This window comes from Nocardioides flavescens, assembly GCF_009823805.1.
In the GTDB taxonomy this organism is placed as follows: domain Bacteria; phylum Actinomycetota; class Actinomycetes; order Propionibacteriales; family Nocardioidaceae; genus Nocardioides; species Nocardioides flavescens.
Map to the genome: position 1 here is coordinate 232,928 of NZ_WUEK01000005.1, position 25,415 is coordinate 258,342.

Annotated in this window: 19 protein-coding genes; 8 read left to right on the plus strand and 11 right to left on the minus strand. The window is 75.6% G+C overall.

The window, feature by feature from the left end; translation table 11 throughout:
* Positions 1-232: 232 nt before the first annotated feature.
* Positions 233-982, plus strand: a complete 750-nt coding sequence (locus GRQ65_RS09955) for a hypothetical protein (protein WP_160877739.1) — start codon at positions 233-235, stop codon at positions 980-982.
* Positions 983-1,077: 95 nt separating this feature from the next.
* Here the strand turns inward: GRQ65_RS09955 and GRQ65_RS09960 are convergent, their stop codons facing one another.
* The 5 genes from GRQ65_RS09960 to GRQ65_RS09980 all read right to left on the minus strand — a co-directional run bounded on the left by GRQ65_RS09960 (position 1,078) and on the right by GRQ65_RS09980 (position 7,642).
* Positions 1,078-2,088 (minus strand): inorganic phosphate transporter, encoded by a 1,011-nt coding sequence (locus tag GRQ65_RS09960; protein WP_160877741.1) that lies wholly within the window; start codon positions 2,086-2,088, stop codon positions 1,078-1,080.
* Positions 2,089-2,095: 7 nt separating this feature from the next.
* Complete coding sequence (locus GRQ65_RS09965; protein WP_160877743.1) at positions 2,096-2,713, minus strand: DUF47 family protein; 618 nt, start codon at positions 2,711-2,713, stop codon at positions 2,096-2,098.
* Between the two features lie 146 nt (positions 2,714-2,859).
* Positions 2,860-5,013 carry an RNA degradosome polyphosphate kinase gene (locus GRQ65_RS09970; RefSeq protein ID WP_160877745.1) on the minus strand — a complete coding sequence of 718 codons (2,154 nt, stop codon included), beginning with the start codon at positions 5,011-5,013 and terminating at the stop codon, positions 2,860-2,862.
* 53 nt (positions 5,014-5,066) lie between these two features.
* Positions 5,067-6,539, minus strand: a complete 1,473-nt coding sequence (locus tag GRQ65_RS09975; RefSeq protein WP_160877747.1) for a hypothetical protein — start codon at positions 6,537-6,539, stop codon at positions 5,067-5,069.
* Positions 6,536-7,642, minus strand: coding sequence for a hypothetical protein (locus GRQ65_RS09980; protein ID WP_160877749.1), 1,107 nt, complete (start codon positions 7,640-7,642; stop codon positions 6,536-6,538). The genes GRQ65_RS09975 and GRQ65_RS09980 overlap by 4 nt, the downstream gene beginning before the upstream one ends.
* 32 nt (positions 7,643-7,674) lie before the next feature.
* On the opposite strand from GRQ65_RS09980, the gene GRQ65_RS09985 reads away from it, so the two are divergent.
* Complete coding sequence (locus GRQ65_RS09985) at positions 7,675-8,745, plus strand: alpha/beta hydrolase (protein ID WP_237448031.1); 1,071 nt, start codon at positions 7,675-7,677, stop codon at positions 8,743-8,745.
* Positions 8,742-9,482: a GDSL-type esterase/lipase family protein gene (locus GRQ65_RS09990; protein ID WP_160877751.1), complete on the plus strand. Its 741-nt coding sequence runs from the start codon at positions 8,742-8,744 to the stop codon at positions 9,480-9,482. The genes GRQ65_RS09985 and GRQ65_RS09990 overlap by 4 nt, the downstream gene beginning before the upstream one ends.
* A 53-nt stretch (positions 9,483-9,535) precedes the next feature.
* On the opposite strand, the gene GRQ65_RS09995 is transcribed toward GRQ65_RS09990, so the two are convergent.
* The 3 genes from GRQ65_RS09995 to GRQ65_RS10005 are packed head-to-tail and all read right to left on the minus strand — an operon-like array spanning position 9,536 to position 17,121.
* Positions 9,536-15,883, minus strand: coding sequence for a hypothetical protein (locus tag GRQ65_RS09995; protein ID WP_160877753.1), 6,348 nt, complete (start codon positions 15,881-15,883; stop codon positions 9,536-9,538).
* A 27-nt stretch (positions 15,884-15,910) separates the two neighbouring features.
* Positions 15,911-16,279 carry a DsrE family protein gene (locus GRQ65_RS10000; RefSeq protein ID WP_202387872.1) on the minus strand — a complete coding sequence of 123 codons (369 nt, stop codon included), beginning with the start codon at positions 16,277-16,279 and terminating at the stop codon, positions 15,911-15,913.
* A complete protein-coding gene (locus tag GRQ65_RS10005; RefSeq protein WP_160877755.1) occupies positions 16,279-17,121 on the minus strand; it encodes a beta-keto acid cleavage family enzyme in 843 nt (280 codons plus the stop codon). Before GRQ65_RS10005 ends, GRQ65_RS10000 begins: the two co-directional genes overlap by 1 nt.
* A gap of 19 nt (positions 17,122-17,140) precedes the next feature.
* On the opposite strand from GRQ65_RS10005, the gene dtd reads away from it, so the two are divergent.
* The 5 genes from dtd to GRQ65_RS23970 all read left to right on the plus strand — a co-directional run bounded on the left by dtd (position 17,141) and on the right by GRQ65_RS23970 (position 21,399).
* Positions 17,141-17,569 (plus strand): D-aminoacyl-tRNA deacylase, encoded by a 429-nt coding sequence (gene dtd, locus GRQ65_RS10010; protein WP_160877757.1) that lies wholly within the window; start codon positions 17,141-17,143, stop codon positions 17,567-17,569.
* Between the two features lie 40 nt (positions 17,570-17,609).
* A complete protein-coding gene (locus tag GRQ65_RS10015; protein WP_160877759.1) occupies positions 17,610-18,104 on the plus strand; it encodes a heme-binding beta-barrel domain-containing protein in 495 nt (164 codons plus the stop codon).
* A 23-nt stretch (positions 18,105-18,127) separates the two neighbouring features.
* Entirely contained in the window at positions 18,128-18,571 is a 444-nt protein-coding gene (locus GRQ65_RS10020; RefSeq protein ID WP_160877761.1) for a Fur family transcriptional regulator, read from the plus strand.
* Complete coding sequence (gene ygfZ, locus GRQ65_RS10025) at positions 18,568-19,512, plus strand: CAF17-like 4Fe-4S cluster assembly/insertion protein YgfZ (protein ID WP_160877763.1); 945 nt, start codon at positions 18,568-18,570, stop codon at positions 19,510-19,512. Before GRQ65_RS10020 ends, ygfZ begins: the two co-directional genes overlap by 4 nt.
* Positions 19,513-19,701: 189 nt before the next feature.
* Positions 19,702-21,399, plus strand: coding sequence for a DUF7933 domain-containing protein (locus tag GRQ65_RS23970; protein WP_160877765.1), 1,698 nt, complete (start codon positions 19,702-19,704; stop codon positions 21,397-21,399).
* A gap of 7 nt (positions 21,400-21,406) precedes the next feature.
* Here the strand turns inward: GRQ65_RS23970 and mshD are convergent, their stop codons facing one another.
* The 3 genes from mshD to GRQ65_RS10045 form a co-directional block, all read right to left on the minus strand.
* Positions 21,407-22,252: a mycothiol synthase gene (gene mshD, locus GRQ65_RS10035; RefSeq protein WP_160877767.1), complete on the minus strand. Its 846-nt coding sequence runs from the start codon at positions 22,250-22,252 to the stop codon at positions 21,407-21,409.
* Positions 22,253-22,282: 30 nt separating this feature from the next.
* Positions 22,283-24,463, minus strand: coding sequence for a M1 family aminopeptidase (locus tag GRQ65_RS10040; RefSeq protein ID WP_160877769.1), 2,181 nt, complete (start codon positions 24,461-24,463; stop codon positions 22,283-22,285).
* 157 nt (positions 24,464-24,620) lie between these two features.
* Complete coding sequence (locus tag GRQ65_RS10045) at positions 24,621-25,370, minus strand: winged helix-turn-helix transcriptional regulator (RefSeq protein WP_160877771.1); 750 nt, start codon at positions 25,368-25,370, stop codon at positions 24,621-24,623.
* Between the last annotated feature and the right edge of the window lie 45 nt (positions 25,371-25,415).

Sequence of the window (25,415 nt, forward strand, 5' to 3'; positions counted from 1 at the left end):
GACCGGGGTCACTGGTCCGACAGCCCGGCAGGCGCGGTCCGGCGCCTGGCGACGTACGACCCGGGGCTTGTACGTGCCCGACGACACCGTGCTGAGCGCAGTTCAGCGCGTGGCCGAGGTCGGTGTGATCATGCCCTTCCGTGCGGCCGTGACCGGCTGGGGATCTCTGGCTTGGCGTGGCGCTCGCTGGTTTCAGGGGACCTCGCCCGGCGGTGAGGAGTTGCCCGTCCCCGTGGCGGCGCCTCGTCAGCTGGTGCGGGAGCAACCGGCGTTCCACCTGTGCCGCGAGCGGTGGGACCCGCGTGAGGTCGAGGTGCTCGACGGGCTGGAGGTGACCACAGCCGTGCGTTCCGTCTGCTTCGCGATGCGGTACGCGCCCCATCAGGACGCCGCCCTCCGCGTCCTCGAGATGGCCTACTTCGACGACCTGGTGACCGTCGAGGAGGTGCGCGAGTGGGCGAGCATGCATCCCAGCTACACCGGCATCGACCAGTGCCGTCGGGCCCCCGACCTCGCGGACGAGAACGCCTGGTCGCCGATGGAGACCGAGATGCGGATCGACTGGACCCTCGTGGCTGGTCGGCGTCCGCTCACGAACCGTCCGGTGTTCGACCTGGACGGGCGCCACGTCGGCACTCCCGACCTGATCGATCCGTTCGCGCGGGTCGTGGGTCAGTACGACGGTGAGGTCCACGGGACCTCGGGGCGGAGTGCCGACGACGTCGCGCGAGATGAGGCCTTCGAAGGCGTCGGGCTCCGCACGGTGATCATGACCGCAGCTGACCTCCGCGACCGAGGCAGTTACCACGCTCGGATCCGAGCGGCGTACCGCGAGTCGGCTCTGGCTGTGGAGAGTGACCGGCTGTTCACCATGGAGCTGCCGCCGTGGTGGAAGCCGACGTTCACCGTCGCTCAGAGGCGGGCGCTGCCGGCGGGGCAGCGCGAGATCTGGCTGCGTCGAGGTGCGCCCCGTACGGGATAGTGCGCGACGTTCTCAACCAGACCCGGTGTCAGGAACGTCGCGGACTACCTCCAGCGGGCGGTGTGGAACGTCGCGGACTATCGCCCCCGCCCGGCTCACGGCAGCTGGAAGATGAACCGGCAGACGAAGTAGACGACCGCGGCGGCGAGACCGGCCATGGGGAAGGTGAGGACCCAGGCGGTGACGATGGAGCGGGCGACGCCCCAGCGGACGGCGGAGAAGCGCTTGGTGGCGCCGGCGCCCATGATCGCCGAGGTGATGGTGTGGGTGGTCGAGATCGGGGCGTGGAAGACGAAGGCCGTCGTGTAGAGGACGGCCGCGCCGGCGGCCTCGGCGGAGAAGCCGCGGGCGGGGTCGAGGTGGATGATGCGGCGCCCGAGGGTGCGCATGATCCGCCAGCCGCCGGAGTAGGTGCCGAGCGAGATGGCGGTGGCGGCGGCGAGCACGATCCACAGGGGGAGGCTCTCGTCGTCGGCAGAGTAGTAGCCCGCGGTCGTGACGGCCAGGAAGATCACGCCCATCGTCTTCTGAGCGTCCTGCAGACCGTGGCCCAGCGCCAGCGCGGCAGCCGAGAACGTCTGCGCGACCCGGAAGCCGCGGAAGACCTTGTGCGGGTTGCGGCGCCGGAAGATCCACATGATCGAGAGCATCACGGCGAAGGCGAGCGAGAAGCCGACGATCGGCGAGGCGACCATCGGGATGACGACCTTCTCGACGATGGTGCTCCACTCGATGGTGACGCCGCCGGCGAGGCCGGCGCCGACGAGCCCGCCGATGAGGGCGTGCGAGGAGGAGGACGGCAGGCCGTAGTACCAGGTGATGAGGTTCCAGGTGATGGCGCCGAGCAGCCCCGCGAGCACGATCACGAGCCCGTGGTTGGCCGAGACCCCGTCGATGGTGATGACGCCCTGGACCGTCTTGGCGACCTCCTGGCCGAGGAGAGCGCCGATGAAGTTCATGACGGCCGCCATGATCAGCGCGATGCGCGGCGTGAGCGCCCGCGTCGACACCGAGGTGGCGATGGCGTTGGCGGCGTCGTGGAAGCCGTTGGTGTAGTCGAAGGCCAGGGCCACGACGACGACCGCGACGACGATCGCGATTTCCACGAGCGGTTCAGCTCTCCTTGACGGCGATCTGCTCGATCGTGTTGGCGACGCTCTCGAAGGCGTCGATGGCACCCTCGAGCGCCTCCACGATGTCCTTGAGCTTCAGCACCTCGATCGTCTTGTACTGACCCGAGAAGAGCGAGGCGAGGATGCGGCGGTGGTTCTTGTCGCCGGCGTTCTCGAGCCGGTTGATCTCGATCCAGTACTCCTCGAGGCTCTGCGGCGACTGCAGCTTGGGCATCGCGGCCGAGGTCAGCTCGGCGCAGCGCTGGAGCACCTCGACCTGCTGCGACAGGTCCGGCGGCAGGGTGCGCACCTCGTAGAGCAGGATCAGGTCGACGACCTCGTCCATCATGTCCATCACGTCGTCGAGCCCGGAGCCGAGGCGGTAGATGTCCTCGCGGTCGAACGGCGTCACGAACGTCGAGTTGACCCGGCGGAACAGCGCGTGGGTCGTCTCGTCGGCCTGGTGCTCGGCGTCGCGCATGCGCTGGGCGACGTCGGCGTGGTCGGCGCTCTCGCCCAGCATCTCGGCGAGCAGCGCCGCCCCCACGACGAGGTGGTCGGCCGACTCGGTGAAGAGGTCGTAGAAGGCCGTGTCGACCGGGCGGAAGCGGAAAGCCACTGATACTCCTGGGCGTACGGCGAAGTCCGGCTCGGAACCGGTTGCGGACCGTCGAACAGGGTAGGGGGTGCCGCGGGCGGGAGCGCAAGTCTCGACCCCGGTCCGTCGTACCGGACCGGGGCGAGGTAGGAGGCCCGCAGACCCGGTCAGGCCCCCGTACGCCGCTTGCGGTGCCGCTCGATCAGCGTCTCCTGGTACTGCACCTCGCCGCCGTTCTGCACCCACTCGCCGTCGCTCTGCAGCTCCCACGCGGCGGTGTCGTGCCAGAACGCGAGGTCGAGCATGTCGCCGACCTCGGTGACGAGCTCGGGCTCGGGCAGCCGCACGAGCACCTCGACGCGACGGTCGAGGTTGCGGTGCATCATGTCGGCCGAGCCGATCCAGACCTCCGGGTCGCCGCCGTTGTCGAACCAGTTGACCCGGCTGTGCTCGAGGAAGCGGCCGAGGATCGAGCGCACCTCGATGTTCTCCGACAGCCCGGGTACGCCGGGCCGCAGGGCGCAGATCGCCCGCGTGAGCAGCTGGACGGGCACGCCCTCCTGCGAGGCGAGGTAGAGCGCGTCGATGACGGCCTCGTCGACCAGCGAGTTCATCTTGAGCCGGATCCGGGCGGGGCGCCCGGCGCGGTGGTGGTCGACCTCCCGGTGGATGCGCTCGAGGAGCCCCGAGCGCACCGAGTCGGGCGCGACGAGCAGCTGCTCGTAGGAGGCGTTGCGCGACCAGCCGGAGAGGTTGTTGAACAGGTGGGCGACGTCCTCGCCGATGCCCTCGTCGGTGGTGAGCAGGCCGAGGTCCTCGTACATCCGCGCGGTCTTGGAGTTGTAGTTGCCGGTGCCGATGTGGGTGTAGCGGCGGATGCCCTCGGGCTCGTCGCGCACGACCAGCGCCAGCTTGCAGTGGGTCTTGAGCCCGACGAGGCCGTAGACGACGTGGCAGCCGGCCTGCTCGAGCTTGCGCGCCCAGCGGATGTTGGCCTCCTCGTCGAAGCGGGCCTTGATCTCGACGAGCACCAGCACCTGCTTGCCGGCCTCGGCGGCGTCGATGAGGGCGTCGATGATCGGGCTGTCGCCGGAGGTGCGGTAGAGCGTCTGCTTGATCGCGAGCACGTGCGGGTCGGCGGCGGCCTGCTCGATGAAGCGCTGCACCGACGTCGCGAACGAGTCGTAGGGGTGGTGCAGCAGCACGTCGTGGCGCCGGGTCGCCTTGAAGACGTCGACGGGCGCGGCGGACTCGACCTCGGCCAGCAGCGGGTGGGTCGTCGGCACGAAGGCGGGGTACTTCAGCTCCTCGCGGGCCTGGTCGGCGATGCCGTGCAGCCCGCGCAGGTCGAGCGGGCCGGGGAGGCGCACGACCTCCTCCTGGCGCACGCCGAGCTCGGAGACGAGCAGCTCGAGGACCGAGTCGGAGATCGAGTCCTCGACCTCGAGACGCACCGGCGGACCGAACTTGCGGCGCAGCAGCTCCTTCTCGAGCGCGGCCAGGAGGTTCTCGGCGTCGTCCTCCTCGACCTCGAGGTCCTCGTTGCGGGTGACGCGGAAGGTGTGGACCTCGAGCACGTCCATGCCGGGGAAGAGCCGCTTGAGGTGCTCGCCGATGACGTCCTCGAGCGGCACGAACCGCTGGTTGCCCAGCGGCACGAAGCGGTCGAAGATCGGCGGGACCTTGACCCGGGCGAAGTGCTCCTTGCCGGTCTTGGGGTTGCGGATCGTGACCGCGAGGTTGAGCGAGAGCCCCGAGATGTAGGGGAACGGGTGCGCGGGGTCGACCGCGAGCGGGGTGAGAACCGGGAAGATCCGCTCCTTGAACAGCTTCTTGCAGGCCTTCTGCTCCTCGCGGTCGAGGTCGCTCCACCGCACGAGCTGGATGCCGGCGTCGGAGAGTCCCGGCACGAGCTCGTCGCTGAAGACCCGCGCGTGGCGCTCGCTCAGCTCACGGGAGAAGGTCCAGATGCCCTCGAGCACCTCGCGCGGCATCAGCCCGGACGCCGCGCGCACCGCGAGCCCCGCGGCGATGCGGCGCTTGAGGCCGGCGACGCGGACCATGAAGAACTCGTCGAGGTTGCTGACGAAGATCGCCGCGAAGCGCACCCGCTCGAGCAGCGGGAGCTCGCGGTCCTCGGCCAGCTCGAGGACGCGCTGGTTGAGCCGCAGCCACGAGAGCTCGCGGTCGAGGAAGCGGTCCTCGTACTTCTCCAGGCCGGCGACGGCCTCCTCGCTGGGGGTGTACGGCGGCTCGACGTCGAAGGTCTCCTCGGGCACGCCGGCGCGGCTCAGGTCGGTCTCAGCGCTGTCGAGGCTCATGGTCCGAAGTCTTCCACCGGCGGGTGAACGGACGGTGACCTGACGGGCCGGTCTCAGAACCGGCGGCTGCGGCCCGAACGGCGGCTCGAGCGCCGGGAACGACCCCCGCCGAAGGACCGACGCCGACCGGAGCTCCCCGCCCCGCTGCGCCGCCCCGACCCACCGCCCGAGCTCCAGCCGGTGCCCGAGCTCCACGAGAACGTGCGGCTCGTGCCCCACGAGCGCGCGGGCGCGCCGTACCGCGTCTGCTGCACGCGCTCGACGCTGAAGGCGTGCCGCTGCCAGTAGCCGTTGACGTAGGGCCGGCTGAACAGGTCCCAGTCCCAGTAGGGCCGCGCCGTGCCGTCGACGGTCAGCTCGCGGGCGGCCGGTCGTTGGCCCGCGTCGAGGGACTCGGCGCAGCGCGCGCAGACCGGGACGGGCCGGTCGGACCCGCCCTCGGGCGCGAAGGTGCGCTCGGTCGTGGAGGGGCCGTGGCGCGGGTCGAAGAAGCAGGGTGCGGTGGGCTCGGGCACCGGCTCGCCGCGGCGGAGCGCGTCGATCGCGACCAGCTCGTAGCGGGCGTCGGCGAGGCGGCGCACGACGTCCTCGACCTCGCTCGCCGTGTCCATCCGAGCGTCGCCCTCGCTCGCGTCGAGGCGGTGGCGCGCCTCCTCGACGAGGTCGAGGACCCGGCGGGTGCGGCCGGGTACGCCGTAGCCGGGGTCCGTCAGTCCGGGGGTGGTCGGCTGCGGCGGAGCGGGCGGTGCGGGCGGCAGCGCGGCGACGCGCCGCGAGAGCTCGACGACCTCCTCGTCGAGGGAGGGCCGCAGGGCGTCGGCGACCCGGGCGCCCTCACGGCGGCGGCGACGTCCGGTCACGATCTTCGACAGCCCGTAGCCGCCGCCTCCGAGCACCACCGCCCCGAGCGCGGTCCAGCCGAGCACCGCGCGGCCGTCGACCTCCTCGTCACCGGCCTCGTCCAGGAACGCCCGCAGCATCCGGTCGTAGTCGGGCGCGCAGCAGTCGACGGCGTCGTCGACGGCCCCCTGTACGTCGTAGAACGGCCGCTCCTCGGCGTACTGGAAGGCGCCGAAGGAGCGGCCCTGCTCGGCGGACGGCGCTACCACGAGCAGGGCGTAGGTGCCGTCGACACCCACGCGGTCGTAGAGCTGGCCGACCAGCTCGTCGTCGGCGTAGGCGAGCGGGGCGTACGACGAGGAGGGGTCGTCGCCGAACCCGTCGCGGCGTACGGCGTCCGCCGGGATCACCGCGACCCGCACCGGTCCCGGCGTCCGGGCCGCGAGGGCGTCGAGCTCGGTGACATCGTCCGCATCGAGCCCGGCGCCGACCAGCGACGGGTCGACCCAGAGCCCGGGCCGGGCGAGCTCCGCGGCGACCTGATCGAGGTAGGCGTCGGCGGTGCCGGTGCCGTAGCCGCCGGTGGTGCCGGTCGGGCGCGCCCCGGCAGGGGCGATGACGAGGCCGAGGGCGACGATGCCGAGCAGGAGGGCGGCGAGGCCCAGTCGGGCGAGACGGGCGGTCACGCGGCACCTCCGGTGATGCGGTCGAAGCAGGCGCGGCAGACGGGCACGGGGCGCAGCGTGCCCCCGGGCGGTGCCCACGACACGTCGGCCACCGAGACGCCGTGCGCCGCGTCGACGAAGCACGGCACCCGGCGGGCGGGCGGTGTCGCGCCGGTGAGTGCGGCCCGGGCGCAGGCGAGCTGCCAGCGGGCGAACTCCGTCACCTCGCCGAGTGCCCGGAGTTCGTCGTCGGTGCTGAGCCCGACGCTGAGCCCGTCGACGCGGCGCGAGGCGTCGGCGTAGGCGTCGAGCGCCGCCTGCACGTGTGCGGCCACGGTCGGGTCGTCCAGGGGCGGGTCGGCGGCGTCGAGCTCCTCGCCGAGCCGGGTGACGTCCTCGCGGGCGAGCGCAGCACGGTGCTCGACGGTGTCGGACTGGTCGCCGTACACGGTGAACGAGGGGCGGTACGCCGCCGCGCCGGCCCACGTCTCGCCGCTCGGCCTGGTGCGCGGTCGACCCCGGCGCCAGCGCACGACACCGAGGGTCGCCGCCGTCGCCAGCGCGGCACCCGCGAGCACTGCGGCGGCGACCCACCACGCGGACACGCCGTCGTCCGGCGCGGGCGCCCCGAGCCGGTCGAGGGTGCCCTCGAGCACCTGGTCGACCTGGCCGAGCGTGTGCGCGTCGAGCTCCTCGGCCACGATCCGGCCGAGATCGTCGGCACCGGGAGCGTCGCCGTAGCCCGCGGCGTAGGTGCCGGCCCCGCTGAAGGCGACGACGAGCAGGGCGTCGTCGCGCCCGAGGCCGGCGTAGAGCTGGTCGAGGAGGGCGGAGGCCTCGTCGACGTCGTCGTCGGTCGCGCTCTGCCGCAGCGCGAGGGCCGGGAGGACAGCGACGAAGACGTCGTCGCGCCAGCCGACGATCCGGGCCCGCAGATCGGCGGCGTCGTCGGGCGACACCGCCCCGCTCTCGGCGCTGACGAAGACCGGGTCGCCGCCGCGCCACGTGTCCACCGCGGCCGCGACGTACGGGTCGGGCGTCGAGGCGGCCCGAGCCGAGGCGGGAGCGAGCGCCGCCATCACCGGCAGCAGCAGCAGGCAGGTGAGAGCAAGGACACGGCGCACGGACGTGTCCTACCCGGCTACGGTCCTGAGGCATGCACGCGATGCGCAGCCTTCTCGGGCACGCCTGGGCCCGCACCGAGCGACTCACCGTGACCCGCCTCCTCGACCTCCCGCCGGCGGTGCAGCGCCGGCTCGCCGGGCCGCCCGTCGTCCGCGACGGCCAGCGGCTCGCCCTCGACGTCCAGCTCGCCCTGCGGCTGCAGCGGCTCGCCCGGATGCCCGGTCCGCACCAGGGGACACCTGAGCGGGGCCGCGCGGCACTGCGGCGCATCGTCGGCGCCACGACCGGCGAGCACCCCATCGGGTCGGTGCGCGACCTCGACGCCGGGGGCGTCCCGGCACGGCTCTACGTCCCGCGCTCAGCCGGCGCTCCGGGCCCGCTGCTCGTGTGGATCCACGGGGGTGGGTTCTTCTGCGGCGACCTCGAGAGCCACGACGGCTTCTGCCGCCTGGTCGCCGAGCGGGCCGGGGTGCGGGTGCTCGCGGTCGACTACCGCCTCGCGCCCGAGCACCCCTTCCCGGTCGCCCACGACGACGCGCTCGCGGCGTACCGCTGGGCCGTCGAGCACCGCGACGACCTCGGCGCTGCCGACATCGGCGTCGGCGGCGACTCCGCCGGCGGCAACCTGGCGGCGTACGTCGCGCACGAGGCGGCCCGCGCGCAGTGGCCGTGCGCCGTGCAGCTGCTCGTCTACCCGATGACCGACCCGGAGCACCCGACCCGCAGCGCGGAGCTGTTCGGCGAGGGGTTCTTCCTCACCACCGAGTTCATCGACGTCGCGACCGAGCGCTACGGCCCGGGTCACCACAGCGACCCCCGGCTCGCGCTGGTCGCGGCCGAGCTGCCCGACGGCCTGGCGCCCGCGATGGTCGTCACCGCGGGCTACGACCCGCTGCGCGACGAGGGCGAGACCTACGCCGCGCAGCTGCGTGAGGCCGGGGTGCCGGTGCGGCTCACGCGCTTCGAGGGCCTCATCCACGGGTTCCTCAACATGGACGGCGTGGGCGTCTCCGCGCCCGCCGCCATCGCCCGGATCGGCGACGACCTCGCCTCGGCGTTCGCCGGGGCCGTCGCGGACCCCCGGGCTACAGTCTCAGCGTGAGGCGCCTGATCGCTCCCGTCGTGGCCGCCCTCCTCGTCGTCTCGGGCTGTGGCGCCACCGACGCGGGAGGCCCCGCCGCATCCGACCCCTCCCCGGCGGCTTCGAGCGCGGCCCCCTCGTCCTCCTCGGAGTCGACGGTGCCCTCATCCGCGCCCGACTCGAGGGCGCGGCGCACCGCGCTGTTCTTCGGCGACTCCTACTTCGTCGGCGGCGGCTGCAGCCCCGACGCGAGCCAGGACATGGCCGCGGTCGCCGGCGCCCAGCTCGGCTACCGCACCGTCATCCGCGGGGCCGGTGGCACCGGGTTCGTCACGGCCAACCCGGAGTACGGCATCCCGGCCTACCTCGAGCAGATCGCGCAGGGTGCCTTCGACGTGCCGGGGCGTGCGCCGAGCCTGGTCGTCATCGAGGGCGGCTCCAACGACTACGGCCAGCCCACGGCCACGATCCGCCGCAACGCCGGCAAGATCCTGCGGATCGCCGCCCGCGACTTCCCGGGGGCGCTCGTGGTGCTCGTCGGGCCGATGCAGACCTACGGGCAGCTCTCGCAGAGCGAGCCGATCAAGCGCACCCTGCGCAGCCTCGCCCGCAAGCGAGGCGTGCCCTTCGTCAACATGCAGAGGTGGGTCTACGGCCAGGACGGCCTCCTCTGCTCCGACTACGACCACCCGACGTACGCCACCCACCAGGCCCTCGGTCAGCGGCTCGCCCAGGCGCTCGCCAAGCGCGGCGCCTGAGCAACAGTCCGCGACCTCCCGTCCGTCGTACGGCGGGTGCGGAACGTCGCGGACTATCCCTGACGGTCGGCGAGGAGCCGCCTGGCCTCGGCGAGCTCCTCGGTGAGGCGGGCGACGGTGCGCTCGGCCTCGACGCGGGCCTCGGTGGCGGCGCGGAGGCTCTCCTCGTGCTCCTCGGCCGCGACCTGGAGGTTGGCGAGCGCCTCGGCGGTGCGCCACTCCGCGGCGGCTCGTTCGCGACCGGCTCGGGTGGCGCGCTCGGACTCGCGCAGGGCGGCCTGCTCGGCCTCGAGCCGGGCCTGCTGGGCGGCGACGGCGGCCTGTTCGGCCTCGAGCCGCGCCGCGTGGGAGGCCGTGGCCGCCTCGGCCAGTCGTGCGGCCTCGGCCTCGGCCTGCGCGCGGGCCTCGTAGGCGGCGCGGGCCTGGTCGGCGGCGTCGGCGAGCGCGGCGGCCGCGGCCTGGGCCTCGGCGGTGGCGGTGGCGTGGCGGGCGGCCGACTGCTCGGCGTCGTGGCGCTCGCGGGTGGCGCGGGCGGCGGCCTGCTCGGCGGCGGTCCGCGCTCCGTGGGCCTGTGCGGCGGCCCGGGCCTCCTCGGTCGCCGCGCGGGCGGCGTCGTGCGCGTCGGTGGCCGCCTGCCGGGCCTGCGTCGCGGCGTCGGCGTGGGTGGCGAGCGTCCGCTCGGCCTCGGTGCGGGCCTCGTGGGCCGCTCTCGCCTCGTCGGCCTGACGGGCGGCTGCGCTGTGGGCGGCTTGCTCGGCCGCCGCGGCCTGCGCCGCCAGCGCGACCTGGGCCCGGGCCGCCTCCTCGGCACCGGCGCGGCCCGACGCCGCCGACTCGGCGGCGCGCTCGGCGGCGGTGCGCGCTCCGTGCGCCGAGGCTGCGGCCGCGGCCTGCACGGCGGCCTCGGCTGCTGCTGTCGTGGCCTGTTCGGCCGCGGCCCGTGCGGCCTCGGCGACGACGCTCTGCTCCGCGGTCGCACGGGTGGCGGCCTCGGCTCCGGCTCGTGCCTCGTCGGCGGCGGCGGTCGCCGACGTCGCGGCGTCGAGCGCTTCGCGGGTGGCGGTGGCCTGGGCGGCCGCCTCCTTCTCCGCCCTACGCCGGTCCTCGGCTGCCGCGGCAGCGGCCTGCTCGGCCACCGTGCGGGCCGCGAGCGCCTCGGCGGCGCGCTCGGCCTGCGCCGCGACGGCTTCGTCGGCGGCGGCCCGCTTGGTCTGGGCGGACTGGGCGATGTCCTCGGCGAGCGCCCGGCTCTCGTGGGCGGTGCGGGCGAGCCAGGCCTGCTCGGCCGCGGCCTGTTCGGCGGCGAGGCGCGCGGCGTGGGCCTCGGCGGCCTCGGCAGTGGCGGCCCGGGCGGCGGCGCGCGCCTCGGCGGTGGCCGCGGTGGCCTGCAGGACGGCGGCCCGGGCCGCCGCGCTCTCCTGGGCGGCGCGGGCGGTCGCGGTGCCGGCGGCGGCCGTGGCGGCGACAGCGGCAGTGGCGGCCCGGGCGGCCGAGTCCGCCTGCTCGGCGGCCGTGCTCGCAGCGCCGCTCGCGCTCTCGGCGGCTCCGCGCGCCTCGTCGGCCACGGCCCGGAGACGGCCCAGGGCGTCGTCGGCCGCAGTGGCTCCGGCGGTCGCGCCGCTCGCGGCGTCGCGGGCCTCGGCGGCGGCGGCCTGCGCCTCAGCGGCGGCGCGGGCCTGGCGTGCGGCGGCCTCGTCGGCCTCGGCGCGGGCGGCCAGCGCCTGCGCGGCCGCCGCCTCCGCCTCGCGGCGGGCCTCGTGTGCCTCGTGGGCGAGCTCGGCCGACGCGGCGGCGAACTCCTCCGCCACGATCCGCTTCGTCTGGGCCGACTGGGCGATGTCGTCGGCTGTCGCGCGGCCCTCGTGGGCGGTGCGGGCGAGCCACGCCTGCTCGGCGGCGGTCTGCTCGGCGACCGCACGCGCGGCGTGGGCCTGCTCGGCGAGGGCGGCCTGCTCGGCCGCTCGCGCCGCCGCGTCCTGGGCCTTGGCCGCGGCCACGGCGGACTGCTCGGCTGCCGCCTCGGCCGTCGTACGCCGCTCGTGGGCCTCGCCCGCCACTCGGGCCTGCTCGGTGGCAGCGGCCTCGGCCTCGGCGCGGGCCGTGGCGGCCTCGCGGGCCGCCTGCTCCGCGGCCTCGCGGTCGGCGTGCGCCCGGGCGGCGGCCTCGGCCTGCGCGCCCGCCTGCTCGGCGGCCGCGCGTGCGGCCTCGGCGGCGGCCCCGGCCGCGCCGGCGGCGTCGGCGTGCTGGGCGGCGGAGGTCTCCGCGCGCTCGCGCTCGGCCGCGGCCTCGGCGGCGGCGCGCTCGGCCCGCTGGCGGGCGGTGTGGGCCTCGGCGGCGGCGAGGGCCTCGTCCCGTGCGCGGGCGGCGGCCTCGACCGCTGCGGTGGCCGCGTCACGCGCGGCGGCGGTGGCCTCGGCGTGCCCGGCGGCCGCGCTCTCGGCCTCGGCCCGGGCCGTGTGGGCGGTCTCGGCCTCGGCGGCCCGCTGCTGTGCCCGCCCGTGGGCCTCGGTCTCGGCCCGGGCGGCTGCGGCCGCCGTGTCCGCCGAGTCGCGCGCCGACTGCTCGGCAGCGCGCGCCTGCGCCCCCAGCCGGTCGGCGAGCTCGTGGGACTGCCGGGCCCGGGCCTCGGCGCGGGTGAGTGCGGCTCGGGCGCGCTGGTCGGCCTCGGTGACCGCCGTCGTGGCGGCCGCCTCGGCCTCGCTGCGGGCGCGGTGGGCCTCGGCGGCCTGCTCGGCGTGGTGCTGGGCCGCCTCGTCGGCGGCGCGGCGGGCCTCGGCGTGCTCGGTCGCCGCCCGGTCCGCCGCGGTCCGCAGCTCGGCCTGCAGCTCGGCCGCCGACTCCGCGCGGTCTCGGGCCTCCGCGGCTTCCAGCGCCTCCTGCGCGGCCCAGGCGCGCAGCGCCTCCAGCTCCTGGGCGCGCTCCGCCGCCCGGTCCTCGGCCGCCCGACGGGCCAGGTGGGCCTGCTCGGCCTCCGCAGCCTGGTGCGCGGCGTCCTGCTCGGCGAGGGCGCGGGCCAGGTGGGCCGCCTCGGCCGCCTCGACCTGGGCCTTGGCGGTCCGCTCCGCCGCCGTACGGGCCGCCGCCGTCTCCCGGGCCTGCTCGGCGTGGATCCGCGCGGCCTCGTCGGAGGCCTGCCGGGCACGGTCGGCCTGCTCGGCCCGCGCGGCCTGCTCGGCCGCCGCCTCCTCCGCCGTACGCCGGGACCGCGCCGCCTCGGTCGCCGCCTCACGCGCCTCACGGAGCCCGTCGGCGAGCTCGGCGGCGGTGCGCTCGGCGACTGTGCGGGTCTCGTGGGCCTCGCGCGCGGCGTCGGCGTGACGGGCCGCGGACTGCTCGGCCTCGGTGCGGGCGGTGGCCGCGGCAGTGGCGGCGTCGTCGGCCAGGGCGCGGGCCGCGAGAGCCTCGCCGGCTCGGGCCGCGTGCCCGCTCGCCGCGCTCTCGGCCTCGGCTCGGGCGCTCGCGGCGTCGGCCGCCACCCGGGCGTGGACGGTGGCGGCCTCCTCGGCCTCGGTGCGCCGCGCGAGGTGCGTCGCGAGCTCACGCTCGGCAGCTTCGAGCGCCTCGGCCGCCACCGTCGCCGACTCCTCGGCGGCGACGCGGGCGTCGTGGGCGGCCCGTGCCGCCTCGGCCTGCTCCGTGGCGGACCGCTCGGCCTCGTCCCGCGCGCTCGCCGCCTCGGCCGCGCTCTGCTCGGCCGCGGAGCGAGCCTCATGTGCCGCGCTCGCCTCCGCGGCGGCCGTGGCCGCCGCCGCACCGTGCTCGGTCGCGGCCCGCTCGGCGTCCTCGCGGCGTGCGAGGTGCTCGGCGAGCGAGGCGGTGGCCTGCGCGTGGCTCGCGGCGGTGAGGGCCGCGGCGGCCTCGGCGACGACACGAGCCTCGTGGGCCTCGCGCGCGGCTCCCGCCTGCTCGGTCGCGACCCGGGCCGCCTCGGCCTGGGCCTCGAGGGCGGCGGTCGCGGCGCGCTCCGCCTCGGCGCGGGCCCGGGCCGCCAGCGTGGCGCTCTCCGCGAGCTCGCGCGCCGAACGCTCCGCCTCCGACCGCGCACTCGCCGCGTCGCCGGCGGCACGGGCGTGCTCGGTCGCGTCGCGCTCGGCGGCCTCGCGGGCGGCGAGGGCCTCGGCGAGGGAGTTCGCGGCCTCGGCGGACCGCTCGGCCGCCTCGCGGGCGGCGGTCTCGGCGGTCTCCCGGGCCTGATGGGCCCCGCGGGCGGCGGTGGCGTGCTGGTCGGCGGCGCGGGCGGTCTCGGCGTACGTCGTCGCGGCGGTGGCCGCGGCCTGTTCGGCCTCGGTGCGGGCGCGGGCGGCGTCGGCGGCCTCGGCGGCGCGGCGGCCCGCAGCCTCCTCGGCTTCGGCGCGGACGGAGGTGGCCTCGCTGGCCGCACGTGCGTGCTCGGTCGCGTCGCGCTCGGCGGCCTCGCGGGCGGCGAGGGCCTCGGCGAGCGAGCTCGCGGCCTCCGCGGACCGCTCGGCCGCCTCGCGGGCGGCGGTCTCGGCGGTCTCCCGGGCCTGGTGGGCCTCGCGGGCGGCGGTGGCGTGCTCGTCGGCGGCGCGGGCGGTCTCGGCGTACGTCGTCGCGGCGGTGGCCGCGGCCTGTTCGGCCTCGGTGCGGGCGCGGGCGGCGTCGGCGGCCTCGCCGGCGTGGCGGCCCGCAGCCTCCTCGGCTTCGGCGCGGGCGGCGGTGGCCTCGCCGGCCGCACGGGCGTGCTCGGTCGCGTCGCGCTCGGCGGCCTCGCGGGCGGCGAGGGCCTCGGCGAGCGAGCTCGCGGCCTCCGCGGACCGCTCGGCCGCCTCACCGGCGGCGGTCTCGGCCAGCGCACGCGCCTCGTGCGCCTCGCGGGCGGTGGCCGCGTGCTCGGCAGCACTACGGGCGGCCTCGGCGTGGGCCGCGGTGGCCCCGGCCGCCGCCTCGGCCGCCTCGGAACGCCGCTGCTCGGCTGCGGACGCGGTCGCGGCGTGCTCGGTCGCCGCCCGCTCCGACTCCGCCCGGTCGGCGAGCGCGGCGGCCGCCGCGTCGGCGTGCTCGGCCGTTGCGCGCTCGGCGACCTCACGGGCCGCGACGTGGACGGCGAGCGCCTCGGCCGACTCTGCGGACCGCTGCGCGGCCTCGCGGGCGGCGGCCTCCGCGACCTCGCGGGCCCGGTGGGCGTCGCGAGCGGCACCAGCGTGCTCCGTGGCTCGCTGCTCCGCCGTGGCCCGCTCGGCGGCAGCGGTGGATGCTGCCTCTTCGGCCTGGGCCCGGAGCCGCTCGGCCTCCTCGGCGCGGGTGGCATGGCCGCGGGCGGCCTCCTCGGCCTCGACGCGCCCCCTGGCCGCCTCGACCGCAGCCGTCGTCGCGGCGGCGGCGGACTCCTCTGCCTCTGCGCGCGCCGTGGCGTGCTCGCCGAGCCTGCCCTCGGCCGCCGTCCGTGCCTCGGCCTGCACCGCGGCCGCCCGCTCGGCCTCGGCCCGAGCGGCGAGCGCAGTCTCGGCGTCGCGGGCGCGGTCGGCGGCGAGCTGTTGGGCCTCGGCCTGGGCCTCGGCGGCGTGGTGGGCGAGCTCCTCGGCCGCGGCCCGGGCGGCAGTGGCCCGGGATGCACGCTCGGTGAGCTGACGGGCGAGCTCCTCGGCCGCGGTGCGGGCCCGCTCGGCCTCGACCCGCTCGGCCTGGGCCGCCTCGGCGGTCCGGCCGGCCTCGGCGGCGGACGCCTCGGCCGAGGCCCGCGCCCGGACGTGGCCCACGGCGCTCCGCTCCGCCTCGGCGCGTGCCGTGGCCGCGTCCGCGGCGGCCCGCTCGGCTTCCTCGCGGGCGGCGTGGGCGACCCGGGCCGCCTCCGCGTGGACCCCCGCGGCCTCGTCGGCCTCGGCCCGCGCCCGCGCTGCGGCCTCGGCCTGCTCCGCCGCGGCCGCGTGGGCCTGCGCCGACAGCGCCGCCTGGTCGGCGTGCTCCCGGGCGAGCTGCTCGGCCGCCTCCCGCCCCTGCTCGGCCTCGGTGCGTCCGGCGTGGGCCTCGCCGGCGAGCCGGGCCTGCTCGGTCGCCGCCGCCTCGGCGAGGACGCGCTGGCGGGCGTGCTCGGCGGCCGCCTCCTCGGCCTCGCGACGCGCCTCGGCGACCTCGGCCGCGGCGCGCTCGGCGCTCTCGCGGGCCGCGTGGGCGACCCGGGCGGCCTCGGCGTGGGCGGCGGCGGCCTCGTCGGCCTCGCTCCGCGCCCGGGCGGCGCGCTCGGCGGCCTCCTCGGCCGCGAGCCGCTCGGTGGCCTGCAGCGCGGCGGCCTCCTCGGCCGCGCGGCGCAGCTGGGCGGAGCGCTCGGCGGCCCGGGCGTGCTCGGCCAGGCGGGCCTCGACGGAGTCGTTGCCGGCCCGGGCCCGGTCGAGCAGCCGACCCGTCGCCCCGGGCGCGGGGTCCGGCTCGGGCGGCTCGCTCATCGGGGTGAATCGTAGATGCGGAGCCCCTCAGTAGACCAACGCCTGAGCGCCGTCCCGCAGCGCCTCCTCGGCGAAGACGGCGGCCCCCGCGATGCGCACCCCGCCGAGCACGTCGTCCGCCTCGATGCCCCGTCGCGCGGCGCACTGGGAGCAGACCGTCACTCGCCCGTCGGCCAGCACCGTGTCGCGCAGGTCGGCCAGGGGGGTGGCGAGCGGCAGCGAGAACGCCTCCGCTCTCCCCGCCACCCCGAACCACGCGGCCTCGCCGGTCAGCCACAGGGACACCTCGGCGCCCGCCGCCACGGCGGCCGCGGCGACGGTGAACCCCTGGTTGCACCGCTCCGCCTCGGCGGTGCTGTCGCCACCGGAGGTGACCTTGACGACGAGGGAGCGCATCAGCCGGCGGCCGTCATGCCGAGCAGCTCGCGCGCCTCGCCCGTCGTCATCGGCGCGCGCTGCGCGAGGCGCCCGGCCTCGACGGCACGCTCGACGAGCTGGGCGTTGCTCTCGACCGGCACACCGCGCGCCATCGTCAGCACGTCCTCCATGCCGACGCGCAGGTGCCCGCCCATCGACAGCGACGCGAGCATCACCGGCAGCGTCGTGCGGCCGATGCCGGTCGCCGACCACGAGGTGACCTCCCGTGGGAGCGCCGCGACGCCGGCGACGAGGGCGGCGGCCGTCCCGGGCATCCCGCCCGGCACGCCCATGACGAAGTCGACGTGCACGCGGCCGCCGTACGGCAGGCCGAAGCGGTCGATGAGCCGCTGCAGCGAGGCGACGTGGCCGAGGTCGAAGAGCTCGAACTCCGGCACGACCTGCCGCTCCTGGCTGAGCTGGTAGAGCTCGGCGATGAAGGGCCACGGGTTGGAGAAGACGTCGTCGCCGAAGTTGGTGGTGCCCATGGTCAGGCTGCACGCGTCGGGCTGGGCGTCGAGGACGGCCATCCGCAGCTCGAGCGGGTCGTGCACCGAGCCGCCGGTCGAGAGCTGGACGACCAGGTCGGTGCGCTCGTGCAGGGCCTCGACCGTCGCGCGGAGCCGGCCCGCGTCGAGGCTCGGCCGGTGCTCGTCGTCGCGGATGTGGACGTGGATCATCGCCGCGCCGGCCGCCTCGCAGGCGACGGCGGTGTCGACGAGCTCCTCGAGGGTGGTGGGCAGCTGGGGGCAGTCGGCCTTGGCGGTCTCGGCGCCGGTGGGCGCGACCGTGATCAGCAGAGGGTGCGGTGACGCGGGCATGTCGGGCATCGTGCCACCTGTGCGAGCGGTGGTGCAGCGGGTCCTGTCGGCGTCGGTGAGCGTCGGGGTAGAGGTGGTCGGGGAGCTCGACCAGCCGGGCCTGCTGGTCTACCTCGGCGTGACCCACGCCGACACCGCCGCCGACGTCGACCGGCTCGCGGCCAAGGTCTGGGGGCTGCGCATCCTGCGCGAGGAGCGCTCGGCCTCCGACGTCGCGGCGCCGGTGCTCGTCGTCAGCCAGTTCACTCTGTACGGCGACGCCCGCAAGGGCCGGCGCCCGACCTGGCAGGCCGCCGCGCCCGGCGAGGTCAGCGAGCCGCTGTACGACGCGTTCTGCGCGGCGCTCGCCGGCCTCGGCGCCCGCGTCGAGCGCGGTGTCTTCGGTGCCGACATGCAGGTGGCCTCGGTCAACGACGGTCCGTTCACGGTGCTGCTCGAGCTGCCCTGACGGCGTCGTCCCGGCGCGCGCGCCCGACTAAGGTGGGCGGGTGCCGTTCCACCTCCCCGACAACCTCCACCCCGACTGCGGGCCGGTCGCCTGGATGCTCGGCACCTGGCGCGGCAACGGTCACGGCGACTACCCGACGATCGAGCCCTACCAGTTCGGCCAGGAGCTGATCTTCACCCACGACGGCCGGCCGTTCCTGCACTACTTCTCCCGCTCCTGGATCGTCGACGAGGCCGGCGAGCCGGTCCGCGAGGCGGCTCTTGAGACCGGGTTCGTGCGCTGCCGTCCCGAGGGGCGCATCGAGCTGCTGCTCACGCACAGCACCGGCTTCGTCGAGATCTGGTACGGCGAGGCCGGCGACGGCAAGCTCGAGCTGCAGACCGACGCCGTCGTGCGCACCGAGAGCGCCAAGGACTACGCCGCCGGGCACCGCCTCTACGGCAACGTCGAGGGCGACCTGCTCTACGCCTTCGACATGGCGGCCATGGGCCAGCCGCTGCAGCCCCACACCTGGGCCCGGCTGCAGCGGGCCTGAGTCGACAGGGGAGGGGACGCAACATGGCCGTGGACTGGCGCACCCTCCTGCGGGAGCGGGGCTACCGCCTCACGCCCCAGCGCGAGCTCATCCTCGACGCCGTCGACACGCTGGGCCACGCGACCCCCGACGAGGTGCTCGCCGAGGTGCGCAAGCACTCCTCGGCCCTCAACGCCTCCACCGTCTACCGCAACCTCGAGGTGCTCGAGGAGCTCGGGCTGGTGCGCCACGCCCACCTCTCCGACCGGTCGCCGACCTACCACTCCGTGCGTGACCACGAGCACTTCCACCTGGTCTGCCGGAATTGTCACCAGGTCGTCTCCGTTGACCCCGACGTGCTCGCACCGCTGCTCGAGACGCTGCGCACCCAGCACGCGTTCGAGGCCGACGTCGGCCACCTGACCGTCTTCGGTCGCTGCACCTCCTGCGACCCCGCCCCCGCCTCCGATGGGAACCCCACCTCGTGACCTCCCCGCTCCTCGACCTCCCCGGAGCCGTCGCCGGTGACGGCGTCGACGCACCCGTCGCGGCCCACTACGGCTCGTTCAACCGCGAGCAGCGCGCGCTCGAGGAGGGGGAGGGGTTCGTCGACCTGTCGCACCGCGACGTCGTGCGCGTCGAGGGCCCCGACCGCCTCACCTGGCTGCACTCGCTGACCACCCAGCACCTGCTCGCCCCGACCCCCGGCGCGGTGCTGCCCGGGCTCGTCCTCGACCCGCAGGGCCACGTCGAGCACGCCTTCATCGGCTCCGACGACGGCACGGCGTTCACCTTCCACACCGAGCCCGGCGCGGCCGCCCCGCTGGTCGCCTGGCTCGAGCGGATGAAGTTCATGATGCGCGTCGAGCTCACCGACGTCACCGCCGAGCTCGCCGTGGCCTGGCGCCCGGCCCGGGGGGCGGCGTACGACGGCTACGAGGTGGTGCCGCGCGCCCAGCTCGCGGCGTACGCCGAGGCCGCGGGGCCCGCCGCCGGCACCTGGGCCTTCGAGGCGCTGCGCATCGCCCGCGGTGAGCCGCGCCCCGGCATCGACACCGACGCCCGCAGCATCCCCAACGAGGTCGGCTGGGTCGGCTCCGCGGTGCACATGGACAAGGGCTGCTACCGCGGCCAGGAGACGGTCGCACGCGTGCACACGCTCGGTCGCCCGCCCCGCCGTCTCGTGCTGCTGCACCTCGACGGCACCGAGAACCGTCTGCCCGCCCAGGGCGCGCCGCTGCTCAACGGCGACAGGCAGGTCGGCTTCGTCGGCTCCTCGGCCCGCCACCACGAGCTCGGGCCCATCGCGCTCGGGCTCGTCAAGCGCAACGTCGACCTCGCCGCCACGCTCTCGGCCGACGGCATGCCCGCCGCCCAGGAGGTCGTGGTCGACCCTGAGGTCGGGCTGCACGTGCGCCCGCTGCGCTGAGCCCGACAGGCTCTGCCTGACGCACTGACGTGTCGTCGTCGCTGTCCCCATCGGCGGGCGGCGCCCGGTCCTGAGGCGACGTCTGGACGGGCGGGGCGGCCGCTCTGCTTCGTCGGACGACGGTGCTGAGGTCTTCCTAGCCTGGGGGTCCCCGCTCCGACCTCCCCCGGAGCCTGCCGGGAGGCCCCTGTGCGCACCCACCTCTTCGCGGCGACCCTCGCCGTCGTGTCCGCCCTCGCCCTGTCGGTCACGATCGTGTCCCGCGCGGACGCCGGCTACGGCCAGATGGGCGCCCCGGAGATCGTCCTCAACCCCGGCGGGGGCGTACGCCCGGACGGCTCGGACGGCGTCCGGTTCACGATCAACCGGGTCTACGGCAGTGCCGGCCAGGACGACCTCTGGTACCGCAACCACTCGCAGTACTGCTGCGAGGCCGGCGGGCCGATGCTGAACATCGGTGGGAGCCTCTACGGCCAGGCCGGACCGGCGCAGTCCGGCCTGGACTGGGCCTCGGTGACCGCGGTCGGCATCACGGGCAGTGCGGTGTCCACGCCGGCGGGCACGCCCAACAACAACACCGCGACGGGCGACGCCTCGGCCCGGGTGCGCTACGTCGCGACCGTCGGGGGCCTCGACTACACCGTCGACCGGACGGTCACCTACACCTATCCGAACGACTTCGTGACCGACAGCTACGTCTTCACCATCCCCGACGGCAACACGGCGCCGGTGAGGTTCTACCTGGGTGGCAACACCGAGCCCGGCGGGTCCGACTACGGACTCGGTGTGATGCTGACCAGCCCGGTGCGCTCGGTGGTCACGCTCAACACACAGTCGCACGGTCTCGTCGGCTTCCGGGAGGTGCCGGGCTCGCAGCCCTTCGACGGCGTGAGCTCCCAGCAGTGGCACGTGCCGTACCCCGACGTCTTCGCGGGCAGGGACATCGGGTTCGCGGTCGACGACCAGGACGCGACCCACGACTCCGGGCTGATGGTGCAGTGGTCGCTGGGCTCCGCGCCGGGCACCCGGACCGCCTCGCTCCAGCAGTTCGCGACCGCCCAGGACGCCAACCTGAGCGCGGCGTTCGACCGGGCCTCGACGACGTCGGGGCTGGCCACGCTCGACGTCCAGGTGACCAACACCCTCCTGACCGCGGCGTCCGGCCTGGGCTGGACCCTGCGGCTGCCGCCCGGGCTCAGCGTGGCCGGTGCGGTCTCGTCCGGCTGCGGCGGCACCCTCACCGCCGCGAACGGCGCCACTCGGGTGCTGCTGTCGGGCGGCTCGACCGCCGCGCTCTCGAACTGCGTGGTCTCGGTCCCGGTGCGGGCTTCCGTGACCGGCGACTACGCCCTCGACGGACGGTGGTTCACCGGGGTCACCGGGATGCAGCAGACGGTCGGCACCTCGACGCTGACCGTGGACGGGATCCCACGATCACCGACACCGCCCGGCCCCGAGCCGCGCACGCCCGCCCCCGACGGCACCGTCGAGCCGGAGCCCGCGACCCCGCCCCGGTGCCAGGGCCGGGTCGCGACCCTCGTCGCCGAGCCGGGACGGGTGACGGTCGGGACGCCGGGTGACGACGTCGTCGTGGGCACCTCGGGTGTCGACCGGGTCCTGGGTCGCGGTGGCGACGACCTGGTCTGCGGGCTCGGGGGCGCCGACACGCTCCGCGGCGGGACCGGGGACGACGTGCTGGCCGGTGGTCCCGGCAGCGACGTCATCCGCGGCGGGGCCGGTGACGACGTCCTGTCGGCCGGGGCCGGGGCTGACGCGGTCGCCGGCGGGCGGGGTGACGACGTCCTGCGCGGTCGCCGGGGTCGTGACGACCTCATCGGCGGCCCGGGTCGGGACACGTCCCTCGACCCGGCCGGGGTCCGCTCCTGACCCGGGGTCAGTCGCGGCGGTACTGCACGTGCGTGTCGCTCGCCGCGTGCTCGAACCCGAGCCCGGAGTAGACCCGCACGGCGGGCGTGTTGTCGGACTCGACGTAGAGGAGCACCTCGTCGACGCCGAGCCCGGCGAGGTGGTGCAGTCCCGCGAGGGTGAGGACCTTGCCGAGCCCCTGGCCCTGGGCCGCCGGGTCGATGCCGACGACGTAGACCTCGCCCAGCGAGGCGTCGTGCTGCTTGGTCCAGTGGAACCCGCGCAGCCCGTCGCCGTCGTCGGCCACCAGCAGGCCGGCCGGGTCCCACCACGGCTCGCCCATCCGGGCGGCGAGGTCGTCGGCGTCCATCGAGCCTTGCTCGGGGTGGTGGGCGAACGCCGCCGCGTTGACGCGCAGCACCTCGGCCTCGTCCTCGGATCGGTAGCCCCGCACCGTCACGCCCTCGGGCACCTGCAGTTCGGGCAGCGGTAGCGAGGTCGGGCGGCGCATCACCCACAGCTCACGCACGCGGGCCAGCCCGTGACGCTCGGCCAGTCGCGCCGCCGCCGGGTGGTCGCCGTGTGACCACGCCGTGACGGGCCCGCTGCCCGCGAACGCCGCCTCGGCGAGCGCCGTGCCGTGGCCGCTGCGCCGCTCGTCCGGCGCTACGGCCAGGTCGACCGCGCCGTCGTGGGCGAGTGCGAACCCCGCTTCGTCGGTCAGCCACAGCGTCGAGCCGTCGAGGCCGTGGTGGGTCAGCCGCAGCTGCGCCGCCTCGTCGAGCGGGTCCGGCTCCCCGGCGGCGACGCACGCGCGGCGTACGCCGTCGACCACGGAGCGCCAGGACGACTCGGGCGGGACCGGGGTCAGCATGCGACCCAGGCTAGGTCCCGCCCCGGTGGGTCAGCGCACCCGCTTCGTCTTCCCGCTCTCGATCGTCGTCGTGACGTAGCCGGGTCGGCTCAGGGTGACGACGACGCGGACCTTCTCGCCGCGCATCGAGCGCTTCAGACGCAGCGTGGCCTTCTTCTGGCCGCGCACGACCTTGCCCTTCACCAGCCATCGGTACGTCACCGTGGTGCCGTCGGGGACGCCAGTGACCTTCGCCCTGAGCTTGCGACCCACCACGGGCCGGCCCTTCGTGGTGACCGCCGCGCCGGCGAAGACCTGCGCTGGCACTGTCGCCGACGCGGTGCACGAGGTGCACGTCGTGCCGACGCTGGTCGTGCTGGCCCGGGCCACGAGCCGGGCGCTGCCGCTGTCGGCCCGCACGGTCACGGGCACCGCGACCGTGGTGACGTTCGCGCCGGCTGTGGAGGGAGTCGTCGGCACCGCCCAGGTGAGGGTCGTGCCGGATGCAGTGAGGCCGGCGGGGAGCGCGCCAAGGGTGGCGTCGTCGAGCACGTCGGCGAGATCCAGCGTCACCACTGCTCCGGCGATCGGGACCTTGCCCGAGCTGGTGGCGCGCAGCGTGTAGGTCAGGGTCGAGCCGGTTGCCACCTCGCCGCTCCGGTCGACCGAGAGGGAGACCTCGGCCTTGCCGGGCCACGCCGGCTTGTCCGCCTCCCAGATCCAGTCCTGGAAGAACGGGGTGAGCTCGCGCCCGGAGATCTGCTCGGCCAGCGCCTCGAGGTCGCGAGCGCCGCCGTTGCTGCCGCTGCGCTGGCTCTGCCATCCGCGCACCACCGCGAAGTAGTCGGTGTCGCCGATCGCCGTGCGCAGCGCCTCCCAGAACTGACCCCCGCGCGTGTAGGTCTGGTAGCCGTAGAGGTCACGGGTGTCCGTCATCCCGGACGGCGCGACCGACCAGTTCGGGTCGTCGGCGGTCGTGCCGTTCCAGCTCCTGAACCAGCGGTCCTCGACGGCGGCCGGGGAGGGCGAGGCTGCCGCGAGGACCGACGACTCCCAGGTCGGCCCCCAGCTCGCCATCCCCTCGTTGATCCAGATGTCGTTCCAGACCTTCGGGCTGACCGCGTCGCCGTACCACTGATGCGTCAGCTCGTGGACCAGGGTGCTGTCGAGCACCTCGTCGACGCTGGGGAAGAAGGAGCGGCCCTGGGTCTCGAGGGCGTAGTTGATGCCGGAGGGGACGGTGTCGACGACGATGCCGGTGCTGTCGAACGGGTAGGCGCCGTAGAGCGATTCCAGCCGGCGGGTGATCGGACCGAGGTCGACGCGGCGAGTGGTGAAGGCCTGCCTCTCCGTCGACGGCAGTGCGGAGTCGATGAACGACCACTCCGGGATGCGTCGTCCGCTCGCGAGAGTGATCGTCGACTGGTGGACGTCGTAGCGCCCGATGGTGACGAGCGCGAGCTCGGAGGCCATCGGCTGCGCCTGCTCCCACACCCAGGTGGTCCGGCTGCCGTCCGGGCTCGGGGTGCGGGACTCCAGGGTGCCGTTGGACACGGCGGCCGCGCTGCCCGTGACCCCGTCCGTGCCGGTGATCGCGCTCGGGACGTCGAGGGAGATCGTGTACGTCGCCTTGTCGGCGGGGGTGTTGTTGTGGGGGAACCCGGCCATCGACCCGATCGGCTGGCCCATGAAGATCATGCCGTCGTCGGTCGGCACCCATCCTTCCCAGGAGCCGTCCTGGTCGACGTGGGTGCTGGGGACCCCGGCGTACGTCACCACGGTGGTGAACGACCCGGAGACCGGTGACGTCGGCGTGACGATCAGCTTGTGGGCCTCGGGCGGCGTGGGCGCCACGGTGGGAGTGCCGTCCGTGCGGCGGAACGCGGCCGCGACTCCGTCGACTGTGACCGATCGGACCGTCAGGCCGGACCCCTCGAAGTCGAGGCCGAACGACGACAGCGGAGCGCCCGTCGTGCGCGCGGTGATCGTCGTGGTGGCGTTGATGGTCGACGCCGCGAGGGTTGCGCCAGGGGTCCAGGCGAAGCGGAGGTCGTAGTCGGCGACGTCGTAACCGCCGTTGCCCTGGTTCGGGAAGAGCGTGTCGCCCGACGTCAGTGCTCCGGCGACCGCGTCGGCACCCTGCGCGGGCGCCCCGCCTGCGACGAGGGCGGAGGCCAGGAGTGCTCCGGCGGCGAGCGGGGCGGTCAGGCCTCGGACGGTGAGACGGTGCACGGTGCGGCTCCTCGAGCAGGCGCAGCGGGCGGTCCCTCCACCCGCGGTGCTCGCACGCTAGTCGCGCGCACCGACAGTGGGCCCCACCCCGCGGCGTTCCTCTCGCCTGCTGGGGACGAGACCTGCCGGAAACATCGAGGTGCTACCGACCGGGAGGTCAGGCGTCGACCGACTCCTGCGCTCCGAGGGCGTCGTTGCGGGCGACGTCGGCGGCGGTGTCCTTCTCCTTGGAGGGGACGACGAAGCGGTAGCCGACGTTGCGGACGGTGCCGATGAGCGTCTCGTTGTCGGGGCCGAGCTTGGCGCGCAGACGGCGCACGTGGACGTCGACGGTGCGGGTGCCGCCGAAGTAGTCGTAGCCCCAGACCTCCTGCAGCAGCTGCTGGCGCGAGAACACCCGGCCGGGGTGCTGGGCCAGGAACTTCAGCAGCTCGAACTCCTTGAAGGTCAGGTCGAGGTGACGACCGCCGACCTTCGCGGTGTACGTCGCGTCGTCGACCACGACCTCGCCGGAGCGGATCACGTGCGCCTCGGGGTCGGCGGCCTCGCGCTGAGCGGTCAGCCGGCCGATCGAGAGCTTGATGCGGGCCTCGAGCTCGGCCGGGCCGCAGGTGTGCAGGACGACGTCGTCCATGCCCCAGTCGTGGGTCACGACGGCGAGGCCGCCCTCGGTCACGACGAGGAGCACCGGCACGTCCGAGCCGGTGGTGCGGATCAGGCGGCACAGGTCGCGGGCATGCGCGAGGTCCTGGCGGCCGTCGACCAGCAGCAGGTCGGAGTCCGGCGCCTCGAGCAGGGCGCTGCCCTCGGCGGGGAGGATGCGCACCTGGTGGCCGAGGAGCGCGAGGCCGGGCAGTACCTCGGCGGAGGGCTGGAGTGCGTTGGTCAGCAGCAGCAGAGTGCTCATCGGGTCCTCCCACAGGATGGATGAGACCGAGGCGCAACGCTGAGC